11 protein-coding genes are annotated in these 15,894 nt (G+C 73.3%); 7 read left to right on the plus strand and 4 right to left on the minus strand.

Annotation, left to right across the window (positions count from 1 at the left end):
- Nucleotides 1-9: 9 nt before the first annotated feature.
- Together ACFQPS_RS19160 and ACFQPS_RS19165 are read right to left on the minus strand one after the other, a co-directional pair.
- Nucleotides 10-1,632: an FAD-binding dehydrogenase gene (locus tag ACFQPS_RS19160; RefSeq protein WP_377360827.1), complete on the minus strand. Its 1,623-nt coding sequence runs from the start codon at nucleotides 1,630-1,632 to the stop codon at nucleotides 10-12.
- 192 nt (nucleotides 1,633-1,824) lie between these two features.
- On the minus strand, nucleotides 1,825-3,105 hold the full coding sequence (locus tag ACFQPS_RS19165; protein WP_377360828.1) for a nucleotide sugar dehydrogenase: 1,281 nt from the start codon (nucleotides 3,103-3,105) through the stop codon (nucleotides 1,825-1,827).
- A 497-nt stretch (nucleotides 3,106-3,602) separates the two neighbouring features.
- On the opposite strand from ACFQPS_RS19165, the gene prsT reads away from it, so the two are divergent.
- Nucleotides 3,603-6,371, plus strand: coding sequence for an XrtA/PEP-CTERM system TPR-repeat protein PrsT (prsT, locus tag ACFQPS_RS19170; RefSeq protein WP_377360829.1), 2,769 nt, complete (start codon nucleotides 3,603-3,605; stop codon nucleotides 6,369-6,371).
- 39 nt (nucleotides 6,372-6,410) lie between these two features.
- Here the strand turns inward: prsT and ACFQPS_RS19175 are convergent, their stop codons facing one another.
- Nucleotides 6,411-7,664, minus strand: coding sequence for a TIGR04063 family PEP-CTERM/XrtA system glycosyltransferase (locus ACFQPS_RS19175; RefSeq protein WP_377360830.1), 1,254 nt, complete (start codon nucleotides 7,662-7,664; stop codon nucleotides 6,411-6,413).
- A gap of 218 nt (nucleotides 7,665-7,882) precedes the next feature.
- Here ACFQPS_RS19175 and ACFQPS_RS19180 point away from each other — a divergent pair, with 218 nt between their 5' ends.
- The 6 genes from ACFQPS_RS19180 to ACFQPS_RS19205 are packed head-to-tail and all read left to right on the plus strand — an operon-like array spanning nucleotide 7,883 to nucleotide 15,097.
- Nucleotides 7,883-8,773, plus strand: coding sequence for an ExeA family protein (locus tag ACFQPS_RS19180; RefSeq protein WP_377360831.1), 891 nt, complete (start codon nucleotides 7,883-7,885; stop codon nucleotides 8,771-8,773).
- Nucleotides 8,770-9,657 (plus strand): XrtA system polysaccharide deacetylase, encoded by an 888-nt coding sequence (locus ACFQPS_RS19185; RefSeq protein WP_377360832.1) that lies wholly within the window; start codon nucleotides 8,770-8,772, stop codon nucleotides 9,655-9,657. The genes ACFQPS_RS19180 and ACFQPS_RS19185 overlap by 4 nt, the downstream gene beginning before the upstream one ends.
- Nucleotides 9,621-10,712 (plus strand): FemAB family XrtA/PEP-CTERM system-associated protein, encoded by a 1,092-nt coding sequence (locus tag ACFQPS_RS19190; RefSeq protein ID WP_377360834.1) that lies wholly within the window; start codon nucleotides 9,621-9,623, stop codon nucleotides 10,710-10,712. The genes ACFQPS_RS19185 and ACFQPS_RS19190 overlap by 37 nt, the downstream gene beginning before the upstream one ends.
- A gap of 34 nt (nucleotides 10,713-10,746) precedes the next feature.
- Nucleotides 10,747-12,669, plus strand: coding sequence for an XrtA/PEP-CTERM system amidotransferase (locus ACFQPS_RS19195; RefSeq protein WP_377360836.1), 1,923 nt, complete (start codon nucleotides 10,747-10,749; stop codon nucleotides 12,667-12,669).
- 2 nt (nucleotides 12,670-12,671) lie between these two features.
- Nucleotides 12,672-13,832 (plus strand): glycosyltransferase, encoded by a 1,161-nt coding sequence (locus ACFQPS_RS19200; protein WP_377360838.1) that lies wholly within the window; start codon nucleotides 12,672-12,674, stop codon nucleotides 13,830-13,832.
- A complete protein-coding gene (locus ACFQPS_RS19205) occupies nucleotides 13,829-15,097 on the plus strand; it encodes a glycosyltransferase (RefSeq protein ID WP_377360840.1) in 1,269 nt (422 codons plus the stop codon). Before ACFQPS_RS19200 ends, ACFQPS_RS19205 begins: the two co-directional genes overlap by 4 nt.
- On the opposite strand, the gene ACFQPS_RS19210 is transcribed toward ACFQPS_RS19205, so the two are convergent.
- Entirely contained in the window at nucleotides 15,070-15,858 is a 789-nt protein-coding gene (locus tag ACFQPS_RS19210) for an APH(3') family aminoglycoside O-phosphotransferase (RefSeq protein ID WP_377361077.1), read from the minus strand. The genes ACFQPS_RS19205 and ACFQPS_RS19210 overlap by 28 nt on opposite strands.
- Nucleotides 15,859-15,894 lie beyond the last annotated feature (36 nt).

Raw genomic sequence — 15,894 nt, forward strand, 5'->3', positions numbered from 1 at the left:
CGTCTTTGTTCAGCTCCGGCCGGCGATGGACCGGGCGGCGCGCCGGGCGCCGTAGATGCAGCCGCCGAGGAACGTCCCCTCCAGCGAGCGCAGGCCGTTCATGCTGCCCCCGCCGAAGCCGGCCGCCTCCCCCACCGCGTAGAGACCGGGCAGCGGCTCGCCGTCCGCGTCCAGCACACGGCTGTCCAGATCGGTGCGGATGCCGCCCAGGCTCTTGCGGCTGATGATGAACTCGCGGATGGCGATCAGGGGGCCGGCCGCGGGATCAAGGATCGGCTGGAAGGCGCAGGTGCGCATCCGGTCGCCGCGCCAGCGCCGCAGATGGGCGATGCGGCGGAGCTGCGGGTCGTTGTGCAGGGCAGGCCCGCGGGCGATCTCCGCATCGTAGCGCTCCGCCGCCGCGCGCACGGCGGCAAGCTCCACGGCACCATCGCCCTGGAGCGCGTTCATCTTCTCCACCAGCTCGGGCAGGTCCGCGGCGGTGACGGTGTCCGGGCTGTTCTCCGTCACCTCGCGGACCAGCCAGCGGTTTCCCAACAGGGTGTCGCGCAGGAAGCCGGCCGCGTTGCGCTCGCGCAGCGACGGATTGAACTCGGCACCGGAGATGGCAAGCTCCTTCAAGGCGATGCGGTGGTTCAGGAGCTGCCAGGACCAGGCCCGCTCCTGCGCGCAGATGCGGGTGACCAGCTCGCGCGTGTCGAAGCCGCCGACCAAGGGCGCCGGTCCGATCCGCTCACCCCGCCAGTTCAGCCAGAGCGCCGATTTCGGCGGCACCAGCGACAGGCCGTGACCGGGCTTGCGCGGCCGCCAGTGGCGGATGCCGGCGGCATAGTTCCACATCCGGTCCAGGCCGGAGACGACCCCGCCGACGGCCTCCACGGCATCGTGCAGGCGGCCGTCGGCGAAACGGTGGGAGCCGTTCAGGATCGTCTCCGGCGGCCGGCCCCAGTCGGCGTGCCAGTGCCGGCGCACCCGCTCCAGGCAGCCGTTGATGCCGCCCGCGGCAACGACAACGCAGTCGGCCGTGGCGGTGAAGGGCCGCTCCGCCTCCCCCGTCATGATGCCGGTACAGCCGGTGACGCGGCCCGCCGCCGCCGTCAACGCCTCGACCCGGTGGCCGAAGCGCAGGGTCAGGGCGTCGCGCCGCGGATGCTCCAGCAGCAGGCCGGCCAGCCGCGTCGCCAGCCGGTGCCCCGTCCCCCAGGTGACGTGCCAGCGCGGAACGGAGTTGCCGTTGCCGTGCTCGCCCCGCTCGACCCAGAGCGGCACCGGCAGGAAGCCGATCTCCCGCGCCCTGAGCCAGCGGTAGATCTCCCCCTCGCTCTCATGGACATAGGCTTCGGCCCAGCGCCGGGGCCAGAGTTCGGCCTCGGCATCGCCGCCGAACGCCCCGAAGGACAGCCAGTCGCGCAGCGCGAGGTCGGGCGTGTCGCGGATGCCGGTGCGGCGCTGCTCCGGCGTTCCCACCAGCAGGATGCCGCCGAAGCTCTCCTTCGCCTGACCGCCGAAGGCGTCCTCCCCGTCGCGGTCCAGCAGGGTGACGCTGCGCCCCGCCGACAGCAGTTCCAGGGCCGTGACGATCCCGGCCAGACCGCCCCCGATCACCAGAACATCGCTCTGATACTGCTGCATCCGCCGCTTTCCGACCCGTCCGTCGAAAGGAGGGGTCGGCCCGGATCATGCCGCAGTGCGAAAAGGACTTTCGCACGGCGGCAGGAGGGACCGACACCTTTCCCGAGGACTATCGGCAGCGGCGGTGGCGACTGTCCAATGACTTATCTTCCCCGACCGATAACCGGAGGTTATCGCACAGGGTCGGCGGGGCTACAGCCGCCAGTGCTGGATGCCCAGGGGGATGGTCTCCGGCGCCAGCGCTGCCTTGACGTCCACCAGGATGCCGCCGGGCCTGAGCGCGCCCAGGAGACGCTGCGGCTCGTCCAGGTACGCGCGGTGCGAGACGGCCAGGATCGCCGCGTCCAGGTCCGCCATCTGCCCCTGCCGGCAAAGGTCCAGACCGTACTCCTCCCGCGCCACATGCGGATCGGCCAGGGGATCGTGGACGAAGGGCTCCAGGTTGAACGACCGCAGCTCGGCCACGATGTCCGGCACGCGGCTGTTGCGCAGGTCCGGCACGTTCTCCTTGAAGGTCAGGCCGAAGATGCCGACGCGCACGTCGCGCCCGCCCTTGCCCGCCCGCGCCAGCAGCTTGATGAGCTGCTGCGCGATGTAGGTGCCCATGCCGTCGTTGATGCGGCGCCCGGCCAGGATCACCTGCGGATGGTAGCCCAGGGATTCCGCCTTGGCCGTCAGGTAGTAGGGATCGACGCCGATGCAGTGCCCGCCGACCAGGCCGGGGCTGAAGCGCAGGAAGTTCCACTTGGTGCCCGCCGCCTCCAGCACGTCGCGGGTCGGAATGTCCAGGCGGTTGCAGATGATGGCGATCTCGTTCATCAGCGCGATGTTGATGTCGCGCTGGGTGTTCTCGATCACCTTCGCGGCCTCCGCGACCTTGATGCTGGAGGCGCGGTGGACCCCGGCGGGGATGACGGCGCCGTAGGCCGCGGCGACCCGCTCCAGGGTCGGCGCGTCCTCGCCCGCGACCACCTTCACGATGCGGTCGATGGTGTGCTCGCGGTCGCCGGGATTGATGCGTTCAGGCGAATAGCCCAGCTTGAAGTCCCGCCCCTGCTTCAGGCCCGACGCCCTGGCGATGGCGGGACCGCAGATCTCCTCCGTGACGCCCGGATAGACGGTGGATTCGAAGACGATGACGGCGCCCGGGCGGATCGCCCGCCCGATCGTCTCGCAGGCGGACAGGAGCGGCAGCAGGTCCGGCCGGCGGTCCTGGTCGATCGGCGTCGGCACGGTGACGACGAAGAACGTCGCGTCCTGGAGCGCCGCCGGATCGTCGGTGAGGAAGAGGGACTTCGTCCGCAGCGCCTCGGCCGTCACCTCCCCGGTCCAGTCCTCGCCCCGGCGCAGGGCCTCGACCCGCCGCCGGTCGATGTCGAAGCCCACCACCCTGAACCGCGAGGCGAAGGCCAGCGCCACCGGAAGCCCCACATAGCCGAGGCCGATCACGCCGACGCACTCGTTCTGAACCATGGCCGTCTCCGTGCTGGATCGACCGCCTCGGCCAGCAGGCTGGCATGCCCCGGAGGCGGCCGGATCGAAAGGAGCGCCCACTCTGCCCCCGGCACCGCGCGGCCCGCGCCTGCGCAGGAGAAAAGGCCGGCCGGTCCGTGGACCTACCCCGAACGCCGGAAATCTTCGTCCAGCGTCGATTGCCGCTCACCCGGGAAGATCCTGTCGTGGCGCGGGGCACAACCGATATGGACAGGGCCGGTACTGCCGGAAACTGGCGGCGAATGCGGCGTTTCCTTCCGGATGGCGCCATATCCCACCTCCGATACAGGCATGGTGCCTGGGATGGCTTGCCCTCCCCGGGGTTAGCCCGCCCGATCGTGCCGACCGACCGTCCGTCACGCCCCGATGGACCGGGCCCCTTCCGGAGATACGGCCGTCCCTCCGCAAGAACCCTGGCCGGTCCGGGGCGGACGGATAGAGTTCCGCCCTCCAGAAGAACAGGCGGACCTCACCCCATGGCTGCGAGACCCGGACGCCCCCTGCTTGCCCCCGTGCTCGGTCTCGTCGTTGCCGTCGGCCTCTCGGCCTGCGGGCAGCCGACGACGGCGGCCGACCACATCACGCGCGCCCGCGCCCATATCGAACAAGGCGACGGTGCCGCCGCCCTGATCGAGGCGCGCAATGCCGTTCAGGCCGCACCGGACAGCCCGGCCGCCCGCACGCTGCTGGCCGAGCTGCTGCTGGAAGCGGGCGACGCGGCGGGTGCCGCCGCCAACCTGGACCGGGCGGTACGGGCCGGGGCCGCGCCGGAGACGCTGCGCCTCTTGCGGGCCCGCGCCCTGATCGGCCAGGGGCAGGTGGACGCGCTGCTGGCGCAGTTCGGGGACAGGCCCCTGCCGGAGGATGCCAAGGATGCGGCGGAGCTGAACACCCATATCGGCTATGCGCTGCTGACCAGGGGGCGGCTCCCCGAGGCCACTGCCGCCTTCAAGGCCGCGGCCGTCCGGCCACAGGCCCGGGTCGGGCTGGTCCGGACGGCGCTCGCCGGCGGCGACGTCCCGTTGGCCTGGGAGCGGGCGGCGGAAGCGCAGCAGCGGCATCCCGACAATGCGGAGATCCTGACCGTCGTCGGTGAGACGGCGCTGGCGGCACGGGACACCGTGCGGGCCGCCGCCAGCTTCCGCGAGGCGCTCGCACTCGCCCCCGGGCGGATCGACGCCCGCTTCGGGCTGGCGCGGGCGCTCATGCTGAACGGCGAACCGGCGGAAGCCGTGCGTATCCTCGACGACGGCGGCGAGCGGCTGGCAGAGTTCCCCGAGGTCAGGCTGGCCCGTGCCGTTGCCGCGGCCGGCATGGAGGACTGGCAGATGGCCCGGCAGTCCGCGGAAGCGGTCCTGTCCATGGGGGCGGAGAATGCCGGTGCCCGCCTGATCGCCGGCCTGTCGAACCTGAAGCTCGGGGCCGTCGAGAAGGCGCACGACCATCTCGGCGTCTTCCTGCGGTCGCACCCCGACCATATCGAGGGACGCAAGCTGCTGGCCCTCGCCCAGGCCAGCCTGGGCAGCAAGGAGCGCGCCGTCGCCACCCTGAGCGACGCGCCGGAGGCGCAGCTCCGCAACGCGGACTATCTGTCCGGCATCGGCGCCTTCGCGCTGGAACTGGGGCAGCGCGACAAGGCCCGGGAGGTGCTGGCGAAGGCCGCCTCCGCCGCCGACAGTCAGGAGACGGAGGCGCGGGTCTATCTGGCCCGCACGGCCGTGGAGCGGGGCAGCGCCTCGGTCAGCGATCTTGCCCGCGACATCCAGGACAGGCCGGAGCTGATGACGGAGGCGCCGCAGATCGCGCTGGCCCTGCTGCTCTCCGGCCGGCACACGGAGGCGCTGACCGCGGCCCGGGCGCTGCGGGGGAAGGACCCCGCGGACATGTCGGCGCGGCTGCTGGAGGCACTGGCCCTGCTGGGCACGAACCAGCCGGGCCCGGCCGAACAGGCCCTGCGCGACGCCCACCGGCTCGCGCCGGAGAATGTCGATTTCGTCAATGTGCTGGCGCAGCTCCTGGCGGCCACCAAGCGCGCGGAGGAGGCCGAGGCGCTGCTGCGGCCGGCCTTCCTCGCGCACCCCGACGACCGTCGCCTGCTGACGGCGGTCACCAAGCTGGCGCAGGCCGATGCCGACCGGGCGCGGGGCCTGCTGGAGACGGCGCTGGAGGCACATCCGTCGGCGCTGGGGCCCAGGCTCCTGTTCGCGGAGTTCCACCTGGACCGCGGCAATCCGGACGCCGCCCTGGCGCTGCTTTCCGGCGTGCCGGCGGACAAGGCGGACGAGGCCGCCGTGCTGGATGTCGGCGGCCGCGCCTACCTGTCCCGCCGCGACACGGCAAAGGGGCTGGCCGCGCTGGAGAAGGCGATCCGCCTGCATGCGGACGCGGTGCGGCCGCGCATCTCCCTGGCCCGGGCCCATATCGCGGGCAACCGGCCGGCCGACGCCGTCGCTCCCCTGCGCGAGGCGCTGAAGCTGGCGCCGGACAACACCCAGGCCCGCGTCATGCTGGCCGGCGCCCTGGCCCTTGCGGGTGAAGCGGACGCCGCGACGGAAGAGGTGCAACGGATCGAGGACCGGAGCGGCAGGACCGCCGACACGGCGGAGATCCGGGGCATCATACTGGCCCGCAGCGGCCGCGGGGCGGAGAGCCTGGAACAGTTCCGCACCGCCTATGCCCTGGAACCCGTCTGGGAACGGGCGCGCCAGCTCTCCCGGGCCGAATGGGCGGCCGGCCAGCGCGGGGCCGCCCTGAAGACCCTTCAGGGCTGGGCCGACCGCAACCCCGCACACCTGCCGGGCCGCTTCGACCTCGCGGTCGGGCGCATGATCGACGGCGACCTGGACGGGGCGCGCAGGGATCTGGAGACGGCCGTCACGATCGCCCCCGACAATGCGGCCGTGCTCAACAACCTCGCCCATGTCCTGTGGCGGAGCGGCCGGCTGGACGATGCCGCGGTCCGGGCGGAAGCGGCCCTGCGGCTTGTTCCGGAGGACCCGGCCGTCAAGGACACGCTCGGCGTCATCCTGCTCGACCGCGGGGAGACCGGGCGGGCGCTCGATCTTCTGACGGATGCGGCGGCGGCGCTGCCGGACAATGCCGGTGTCCAGGTCAATTACGCCCGGGCGCTGGCGAAGGCCGGCCGGGGGGCCGAGGCGCGCAGGCGGCTGGAGGCGCTGCTGGCCGGCACGCCGCAGTTCGACGGGCGCGACGACGCGGCGGCGCTGCTGGCCGGCCTGCGCTGACCGGCGTGCCCCACCGGCCCCCGCACCGGAGCCGGTCCGTCACTCAGCGGCAGTAAGACCGTCCGGGAGCGCCCCCGCCCCGCCGGGCCGGCCGGGGTGGACGGCACGGTAGACACCGGCATAGCGGGCCGCCACCGTGGTCCAGGTGCGCTCCCGCTCGACCTGCCGCCGGGCAGCCGTTCCGATCGCGGGCCAGGCCGCCTGCGCCTCCAGCACCGCGACAAGGCGGGCGGCCAGGGCCGCCGGATCGTCGGCGGCGAACAGGAAACCCGTCTCCCCGTCGCGGATCAGCTCGCGGTGGCCGCCCACATCGCTGGCGACGACCACCCGCCCCTGCGCCATCGCCTCCAGCGGCTTCAGGGGCGTCACCAGATCCGTCAGGCGCATGCGGCAGCGCGGATAGACCAGCAGGTCGATCAGATCGTAATGGCGCTTCACCGCGGCATGCGGAACCCGCCCGGCGAACACCACCGATCCCTCCAGCCCCAGGTCCGCCGCCAGACGCCGCAGCGCAGCTTCCTGGTCGCCGCCGCCGACCAGCAGCAGCCTGAGCCGCGGGCGCCGCGCCCGCACGGCCGGCAGCGCCCGCAGCAGCAGGTCCAGCCCTTCGTAATGGTAGAAGGAGCCGATGAATCCGATCACCTCGGCCCCGTCCAGCCCCAGTTCCGCCGCCAGGGCGCCGTCGTGCCGGCGGTCCCCGGCGAACGGTCCGGGATCGACCGCGTTCGGCACGATGGTGACGCGGGCGGATGGCACGCCACGTCCGACGATCTCCGTCCGCACCCCCTCGCAGAGCGCGACCACCGCGTCGGCCCGGTGCAGCACCCGCGTCTCCAGCCAGCGGCTGGCGCGGTAGCGCAGGCCACCGTCGTTGGCGCTGCCCAGGTCCACGGCCGCATCCTCCCAGAAGGCGCGCACCTCGTAGACGACGGGAATGCCATGGCGGCGGCCGACGGACAGGGCGGGCAGCCCGTTCAGGACCGGCGAATGGGCGTGCAGGATATCGGGCTTCAGCTCCCGGACCAGGGCGTCGAGGCGGTGCGCGGTGGCGCGCATCTCCGCCCCGTAGCGAACGACCGGGAGCCGCGCCAGCACGCCGGTGGGGACGGGCGTGCGCAGGAAGTCCCAGCCGTCGGCGCTCTCCACCGCGTTCAGCCGGTCCCCCTGGCGGGGTGTGGTCAGGTGGAAGGTCTGCCAGCCCAGGGCCCGCTGCGCCCGCAGGATGCCCAGGCTGCGGAAGACGTACCCGCTCTGTAAGGGCAGGGAATGGTCGAAGACGTGCAGGATGCGCATGCGGCGAGGGTCCCGGCCGGAGTCCCGAGGATCATGCCACCCTAGACCCGGTCCGAACGCGCAGCCATGCCCCGGATGTCCGCTAAAAAGGGGTACACGTCGGGGTGCCAGCCGTCGCCCAAAGAGCGCCTTCACCCTGCCCGCCCCCGATGCGACCCTCCGCCGGGATCTTGAGCGCCCGGCACAGGGCGTCGCCGCGGGAGGGGGCCGCGTTCCTCATGGATGACGAGCACCTGAAGCTCGACCTGCCGCCGTTCGAGATGGCGCCCGATGCGCGGTTCTTCTATGCGGCCGTGCCGCACCAGCGTGCGCTGGCCTATCTCGGCTTCGCGCTGTGCAAGCGCCAGGGCTTCGCTGTGCTCACGGGGGAGATCGGGGCCGGCAAGACCATGCTGCTGGACCATCTGCTGGGCGGCAGCCTCACCGGCCGGCGCAAGGTCGGCCGTTTCAACGCCCCGCGCCTCGACGCCCTCGGCGCCCTGCGGATGACCGCGGGCTCCTTCGGCCTGGACCGCAGCGGCGACCAGACGGAGCTGCATGCCCGCCTCGACGGGGCGCTGCGCCGGCCGGAGGCGCTGGGCGCCCTGCTGATCGTGGACGAGGCGCAGAACCTGTCGCCCGAGGCGCTGGAGGAGCTGCGCATCCTGACCAACCTCCAGGCCGGCCCCACGCCCCTGCTGCAATGCCTGCTGGTCGGGCAGCCGCAGCTCCGCACGCTCCTGGCCCGACCGGCGCTGGAACAGCTCCGCCAGCGCATCGCCGCGGCCCACCATCTGGTGCCGCTGGATGCGGAGGACACCCGGCGCTACGTGGCCCACCGTCTGGCCGTGGCCGGCCGGCCGGAGACGGACGCGCTGCTGGAGCCCGAGGCGCTGGACGTGGTCCATGCCGCCTCCGGCGGGGTGCCGCGGCGGATCAACCGGCTGTGCGACCGGCTGCTGCTGCTCGCCCTGCTGGAGCGGCGGCGGCTGACGGCGGCGGATGTCGCCCAGGCCGCCCGCGAGCTGGAAGCCGAACTGCCCGCCCCCGCCATGACAGCGCCGCGCCTGCCGGAAGCGCCGCAGCAGACCCTGGTCCATTTCCGCAGCCGCATGGGAGGCCGCCCGTGAGCGTCGCCGAAATCCTGCCCGGTCCCGACGACGCGCGGCTGCCGGCCTCCGCCGCGGCCGGGGCGCACGCCATGAGCGTGGATGTGGAGGACTGGTTCCAGGTCCAGGCCTTCGCCCCCTTCATCGACCGCGCGACCTGGGAGGGCCGGCCGCGGCGGGTGGAGACGAACACGCACGCCGTGCTGGACCTGTTCGCCCGGCACGGCACGCGGGCCACCTTCTTCACGCTCGGCTGGGTGGCGGAGCGCCACCCGTCCCTGATCCGCCGCATCGTGGCGGAAGGGCATGAACTGGCCAGCCACGGCCATGCGCACCACCCGCTGCACGAGCTGGACGCCTTCCGCTTCCGCGCCGACGTGCGCCGGGCAAAGCGGCTGCTGGAAGACATCGGGGGCGTGGCGGTGACGGGCTATCGCGCGCCCAGCTTCTCCATCGGTGCGCACACGCCCTGGGCGCACGAGGTGCTGGCGGAGGAGGGCCACCGCTACAGTTCCAGCGTCTACCCGGTGCGGCACGACCATTACGGCTCGCCCGACGCGCCGCGCACACCCTACCGGGTCGCCGGCGGCGCCCTGCTGGAGATCCCGCCGACCACCTGCCGGGTTCTGGGCCGGAACCTGCCCTGCTCCGGCGGCGGCTATTTCCGGCTGCTGCCGCTGACCGTCTCCGACCTCGCCTTCCGCAAGGCGGCGCGGCAGCTCGGCCGCTGCGTCTTCTACTTCCACCCCTGGGAGATCGACCCGGGCCAGCCGCGCCCCGCCGGCGCCTCCGCCAAGGCGCGCTTCCGCCATTCCGTGAACCTGTCCGCCATGCGCGGCCGCCTTGTGAAGATGCTGGGGAGATTCGCATGGGACCGGATGGACCGTATCTTCCCGACCGACTGAGGCCGGCGGAGACGCCGCCCCCCGTCGTCCGCGTGCTCGACCTGGACGACAGGGCGACCGTCGCCGCCTGGGACCGCTTCGTCGAGACGACGCCCGAGGCGACCTTCTTCCACAGGACCGGCTGGAAACGCGCCATTGAGGGCGCGTTCGGACACCGCTGCCACTTCCTCTATGCCGAGGATGCGCGCGGCATCCGGGGCGTGCTGCCGCTGACCCACATCCGCAGCCCCCTGTTCGGCAATGCGCTCCTGTCCAACGCCTTCGCCGTGCTTGGCGGCCCGGCCTGCCGGGACGGGGCGGCACGGGACGCCCTGGACACGGCCGCGCTCGACCTCGCCTGCCGGCTGGGCGCGGGGATGCTGGAATACCGGCTGCGCGGGCGGGAACGGCCGGACTGGCCCTGCGAGGATACGCTCTACGCCAGCTTCCGGCGCACCCTGCACGAGGATCCGGAGAGGAACCTGAAGGCGATCCCGCGCAAGCAGCGGGCGGTCGTGCGCAAGTCGCTGGAGAACGGGCTGACCGCCCGCGCGGACGACGATGTGGACCTGCTGCACCGGATCTATGCCGAGAGCGTGCGCAACCTGGGCACGCCTGTCTTTCCCCGGCGCTGGTTCCGCGCCCTGCGCGACGCCTTCCCCGGCGACTGCGACGTGGTCTCCGTGCATGACGGGCGGCAGGCCGTGGCGGCGGTGCTGAACTTCCGTTTCCGGGACGAGGTGCTGCCCTACTACGGCGGCGGGACCCGTGCCGCGCGGACCAGCGGCGCCAACGACCGGATGTACTGGGAGGTGATGGCCCGCGCCGCCGCCCGCGGCTACCGGGTCTTCGACTTCGGCCGCAGCAAGCGGGGAACCGGCGCCTTCGCCTTCAAGAAGAACTGGGGTTTCGAACCGGCCCCGCTCGCCTACGAATACCGCCTGTTCGGCCGCGCGGAGCGGCCGCAGACCAACCCCACCAATCCCCGGTACCGGCTGCTGGTGGCAGCATGGCGGCGCCTGCCGCTGCCGCTCGCCAACACGATCGGCCCCTGGATCGCCCGCGACCTCGGCTGACGCCGGGTCCGAGGCAAGAAGAGGACAGACCAGCATGTGCGGAATCGTCGGCATCTTCCACCGCTCCGGCGAGGCGCCGGTGGACCGCGCGCTGCTGCACCGGATGAACGACAGCGTCGCCCACCGCGGGCCGGACGCCGGCACGGTCCATGTGGCGCCCGGCATCGGGCTCGGGCACCGGCGCCTCTCGATCATCGACATCGCCGCCGGGCACCAGCCCCTGTTCAACGAGGACGGCAGCGTCTGCGTCGTCTTCAACGGGGAGATCTATAATTTCCCCGACCTGATCGCCGAGCTGACCGCCGCCGGGCACGTCTTCCGCACCCGCTGCGACACGGAGGTGATCGTCCACGCCTGGGAGGAATGGGGCGAGCGCTGCGTCGAGCGGTTCCGCGGCATGTTCGCCTTCGCCCTGTGGGACGCCCGCGACCGCACCCTGTTCCTGGCGCGCGACCGGCTGGGCGTGAAGCCCCTCTATTACGCCGAGTTGGCGGGCGGGACCGTGCTCTTCGGCTCCGAGCTGAAGGCCCTGCTCTGCCACCCCGGCCTGCCGCGGGCGCTCGATGCCCGCGCGGTGGAGGACTACTTCGCCTTCGGCTACGTGCCCGACCCGCGCAGCATCTTCCAGGCCGTGCGCAAGCTGCCGCCGGCGCACACCCTGACGCTCCGCCGCGATGCCCCGATTCCGGCGCCGCGGCGCTACTGGGACGTCCGTTTCGCGGCGACCTGCACCCTGACGGAGCGCGACGCGGCGGCCGAGCTGACGGAGCGCCTGCGCGAGGCCATCCGCATCCGGCTGGTGTCGGAGGTGCCGCTGGGCGCCTTCCTCTCCGGCGGGGTGGACAGCAGTGCCGTGGTCGCCCTGATGGCGGGGCTGGAACCCGGCAAGCCGGTGGACGCCTGCTCCATCGGCTTCGACGTCGCCGCCTATGACGAGCTGCACCATGCCGAGGCGGTGGCCCGGCGCTACGGGGCGGCGCACCATGTCCAGCGCGTCGCCGCGGACGATTTCGACCTGGTGGACCGACTGGCCGGCCTCTATGACGAGCCGTTCGCGGACAGCTCGGCCATCCCGACCTACCGGGTCTGCGCCCTGGCGAAGCGCCACGTCACCGTGGCGCTGTCGGGCGATGGCGGTGACGAGGTCTTCGCCGGCTATCGCCGCTACCGCTGGCACGCCGCCGAGGAGCGGGTACGGAGCCGTCTGCCGCCCTCCCTGCGCGGCCCGCTGTTCGGCCTTCTGGGCGGGCTCTATCCCAAGCTGGACTGGGCGCCGCGGCCCCTGCGCGCCAGGACCACGTTGCAGGCGCTGGCCCGCGACACGGCGGACGCCTATTTCCACACCGTCTCCGTGCTGCCGGCATCGGTGCGCGGGCGCCTGTTCGCCCGGCCCTTCCGCGCGGAACTCCAGGGCTACGACGCCGCCGAGGTGATCCGGGGCGCCATGGCATCGGCGCCGGCGGACGATCCGCTGGCGCAGGTCCAGTACGCCGACCTGATGACCTATCTGCCCGGCGACATCCTGACCAAGGTGGACCGCGCCAGCATGGCCCACGCGCTGGAGGTGCGCGAGCCGCTGCTGGACCATGAGCTGCTGGAATGGGCGGCGACCCTGCCGGCCTCCCTCAGGCTGCGCGGCGGCGAGGGCAAGGTCCTGCTGAAGAAGGCGATGGAGCCGTATCTGCCGCACGACGTCATGTACCGGCCGAAGATGGGTTTCGCGGTGCCGCTGGCGCAGTGGTTCCGCGGCCCCCTGCGGGAGCGGATGCGCGCCGCCGTGACCGGGGAGGTGCTGGCGGACAGCGGCCTGTTCGAGATGCGGACGCTGCGCACGCTGGCGGACGAGCATCTGTCGGGCCTCTCCGACCACAGCGCAGCCCTCTGGGCGCTGGTCATGTTCGACGGCTTCCTGCGCCGGGTCGGGGCGGCGCCCGCACCCGCACTGGCGGCCGAGTGACCATGCACGGCACGATCCCGGCGCTGCCGCCGCACCTCGTCCACATCTTCCCGAGCTTCGGCATCGGCGGTGTGCCCATCCGCATCGCCACGGTGATGAACCATCTGGGCCGCCGGGCACGGCATACGGTGGTGGCCCTGGACGGCCGGTTCGACGCCGCCTCCCGCATCGCGCCGGACGTGCCTCTGGAGCTGCGTCCCCTCACCCTGCCGCGCTACGGGATCGCCGGCAGTCTGCGGCGGATCGGGGCGGAGCTGCGGGACCTCCGGCCCGACCTGCTGCTGACCTACAACTGGGGGGCCGTGGAATGGGCGCTGGCGAACACGCTGCGCCGCCGGTCCGCCCACCTGCACCTGGAAAGCGGCTTCGGTCCGGAGGAGGCGGACGGACGGCTTCCCCGCCGGGACCTGCTGCGCCGGCTGGCGTTGGCGCGGGCCGACGGGGTGGTCGTGCCGTCGCACCGGCTGCTGGGCATCGCCCGCGATAGCTGGCGGGTGCCAGCGCGGACGCTGCTGCACATCCCCAACGGCATCGACTGCGCCCGCTTCTCCGCCCCCGCCGACACGGACCTTGCCCGCCGGCTGGCCGTGGAACCGGGAGCGGTGGTGGTGGGGACGGTGGCGCCACTGCGGCCGGAGAAGAACCTGGGCCGGCTCCTGCGCGTCTTCGCGGCCCTGCCGCGGGAGCGCGACCTGCGCCTGCTGATCGTCGGCGACGGGCCGGAGCGGCCCGGTCTGGAGCGGCTGGCGGCGGAGCTGGGCATCGCCGCCCGCATCCTGTTCGCCGGAAATGTCGAGCGGGTGGAGACGGTGCTGGGCCTGATCGACGTGTTCGTCATCACCTCCGACACCGAACAGATGCCCAACGCCCTGCTCCAGGCCATGGCGGCCGGGCGGGCGGTGGCGTCCGTCGATGTCGGGGACATCGCCGCCATGCTGCCCGCCGCCGCCCGGCCGCTGGTGGTGCCGAAGACCGACGAGGCGGCGCTGGCCGCGGCAGTGCTGCGGCTGGCTGACGACGCGGACCGCCGCGCCGCGGCCGGGGCGGAGAACCGCCGGCACGTCGCCGCCCGGTACGGGCTGGACCGCATGCTGGCCGCCTATGAGGGGCTGGTCGCGCGCCTGCTGCCGGCGGAACGCCCCCTCCTGGAGACGTCGCGGTGACGGCGCTCGCGGAGATCGCGTCCGCCCCGGACCGCGCGGCGCCGATCCGGCTGCTGACCTTCAGCAGCCTCTATCCCAACCGGGAGCAGCCGGGCTTCGGCGTCTTCGTGGAGAACCGGCTGCGCCAGCTCTGCGCCACGGGGGAGGTCCAGGCCACCGTGGTGGCCCCGGTGCCCTGGTTCCCCCTGGCCTCCCCGCGGTTCGGGCGCTACGGCGCGCTGGCGCGGGTGCCGGCGCGGGAGTTCCGCCACGGGATCGAGGTGCTGCATCCCCGCTTCCCGGCGCTGCCGAAGGTCGGCACGGCCCTGTCGCCCGGACTGATGGCCGCCGCCCTGCTGCCGTTCCTCCGCGGCCTGATCCGTCAGGGGCGGCACTTCGACCTGATCGACGCCCACTACTTCTATCCGGACGGGGTCGCGGCCGTGCTGCTGGGACGGGCACTGGGCCTGCCGGTCACGGTCACGGCCCGCGGCACCGACATCAACCACTTCCCGACCCTGGCGCTGCCGCGCCGGCTGATCCGCCGGGCGGCGGAGCGGGCGGACGGGCTGATCGCCGTCGCCGGCCCCCTGCGCGACAGGCTGCGCGACCTCGCCCCTGCCGCCCCCGATCCGCTGGTGCTGCGCAACGGCGTCGATCTGCGGCAGTTCAGCCCGTCCGACCGGGCCGCGGCCCGCCGGGCGCTCGGCCTGTCCGGGCCGCTCCTGCTGTCCGCGGGCAATCTCGTCGCCGGCAAGGGCCACGACCGCGTCATCCGGGCCCTGACGGACCTGCCGGGCGTCACCCTCGCCATCGCCGGCAAGGGGCCGGAGGAGGACAGGCTGCGCCGGCTGGCGGCGGAGCTGGGGCTGGCGGAGCGGGTGCGCCTGCTGGGCGCCCTGCCGCACGCCGCCATGCCGGGGGCGTACAACGCCGCCGATGCCCTGGTGCTGGCCTCCGCCAGCGAGGGCTGCGCCAACGTGCTGCTGGAGGCGATGGCCTGCGGCACGCCGGTCATCGCCTCGGACGTGGGCGGGGCGTCGGAGCTGGTCATCACGCCCGCCGCCGGCTCCCTGCTGCCGGACCGGACGCCCGCCGCCATCGCAGCGGCCGCGCGCGCCCTTCTGGCCGCCCCGCCGCCGCGCGCCGCCACCCGCGCCCATGCGGAGCGCTTCGGCTGGGAGGCGACGACGGCCGGGCAGCTCGCCCTCTTCCGCCGCATCCTCGCCGGCCGCGTTCCGGACAGGGCGGAAGCCGGTCAGAAGAACTCGTCGAGCAGGCAGTAGTAGTCCAGGCGGTCGGGATCGGCCGCACGGCCGTACTGCGCCAGGAAGGGCTCGATCCACGCCTCGCCCCAGTCGTCCGCGATGCTGCGGCAGGCCAGCGCGAGGTCCTGGTGGCGGTCGGCCACCCCCAGCCGGCCGCAGTCGATGAAGCCGGCGAAGCGCCCCCCTTCGACCATGGGGCCTTCGACCATCAGATTGTCCGGACAGGCGTCTCCATGCGTCACGACCAGGTCCTCCCGCACCGGGCGCCGTGCCCGCAGTTCGGCCAGGAGATCGGCCGCGCTCCGGCCCTGCCGCACCGGGTCGAAATCCTCCTCGTCCACCAGACCGGCGGCGACCCGCGCCGCGGCCTGCTCGATCCGCCCGCCGATCCGCTGGTCGAAGGGACAGGCGGCGACGTCCAGCGCGTGCAGGGCGCGGAGGGCTCCGGCATAGAGGGCGATCCGGCGGCCGGTGTCGAGATCCGGCGCATCCTCCAGAACATGGCCCGGCAGGGCCGACATCAGCAGCCAGTGCCGCCCCGCCTCCTCGACGGCGGCCAGCACCGCCGGACAGGGAATGCCCTGCCCGGCCAGCCAGCGCAGCCGCGCCACCTCTCCGGGCAGTTCCGCAAAGGGCTCCACGGGCTCCGTCTTGACGTAGAGGGCCGGCCGTCCGGGCGCGTCCAGCCGGAACACGGCGGCGTCGGAGCAGCCCTCGGAGGGCCGTGTCCAGGCGTAGCCTTCCAGTCGCGCCAGCCAGCCGGCGGGCGGCTCCGGCATCCAGCCCGCTCCGGGGGTTCCGTGATCTCCTGCCTG

The organism is Rhodocista pekingensis (genome assembly GCF_042665545.1).
Classification (GTDB): domain Bacteria; phylum Pseudomonadota; class Alphaproteobacteria; order Azospirillales; family Azospirillaceae; genus Rhodocista; species Rhodocista pekingensis.

What these genes read in the sequence shown, in the direction of transcription:
- ACFQPS_RS19160 (WP_377360827.1), bottom strand. Translation starts at nt 1,632, where the DNA reads ATGCAGCAGTATCAGAGCGATGTTCTGGTGATCGGGGGCGGTCTGGCC.
- ACFQPS_RS19165 (WP_377360828.1), bottom strand. Translation starts at nt 3,105, where the DNA reads ATGGTTCAGAACGAGTGCGTCGGCGTGATCGGCCTCGGCTATGTGGGG.
- prsT (WP_377360829.1), top strand. Translation starts at nt 3,603, where the DNA reads ATGGCTGCGAGACCCGGACGCCCCCTGCTTGCCCCCGTGCTCGGTCTC.
- ACFQPS_RS19175 (WP_377360830.1), bottom strand. Translation starts at nt 7,664, where the DNA reads ATGCGCATCCTGCACGTCTTCGACCATTCCCTGCCCTTACAGAGCGGG.
- ACFQPS_RS19180 (WP_377360831.1), top strand. Translation starts at nt 7,883, where the DNA reads ATGGATGACGAGCACCTGAAGCTCGACCTGCCGCCGTTCGAGATGGCG.
- ACFQPS_RS19190 (WP_377360834.1), top strand. Translation starts at nt 9,621, where the DNA reads ATGGGACCGGATGGACCGTATCTTCCCGACCGACTGAGGCCGGCGGAG.
- ACFQPS_RS19195 (WP_377360836.1), top strand. Translation starts at nt 10,747, where the DNA reads ATGTGCGGAATCGTCGGCATCTTCCACCGCTCCGGCGAGGCGCCGGTG.
- ACFQPS_RS19200 (WP_377360838.1), top strand. Translation starts at nt 12,672, where the DNA reads ATGCACGGCACGATCCCGGCGCTGCCGCCGCACCTCGTCCACATCTTC.
- ACFQPS_RS19210 (WP_377361077.1), bottom strand. Translation starts at nt 15,858, where the DNA reads ATGCCGGAGCCGCCCGCCGGCTGGCTGGCGCGACTGGAAGGCTACGCC.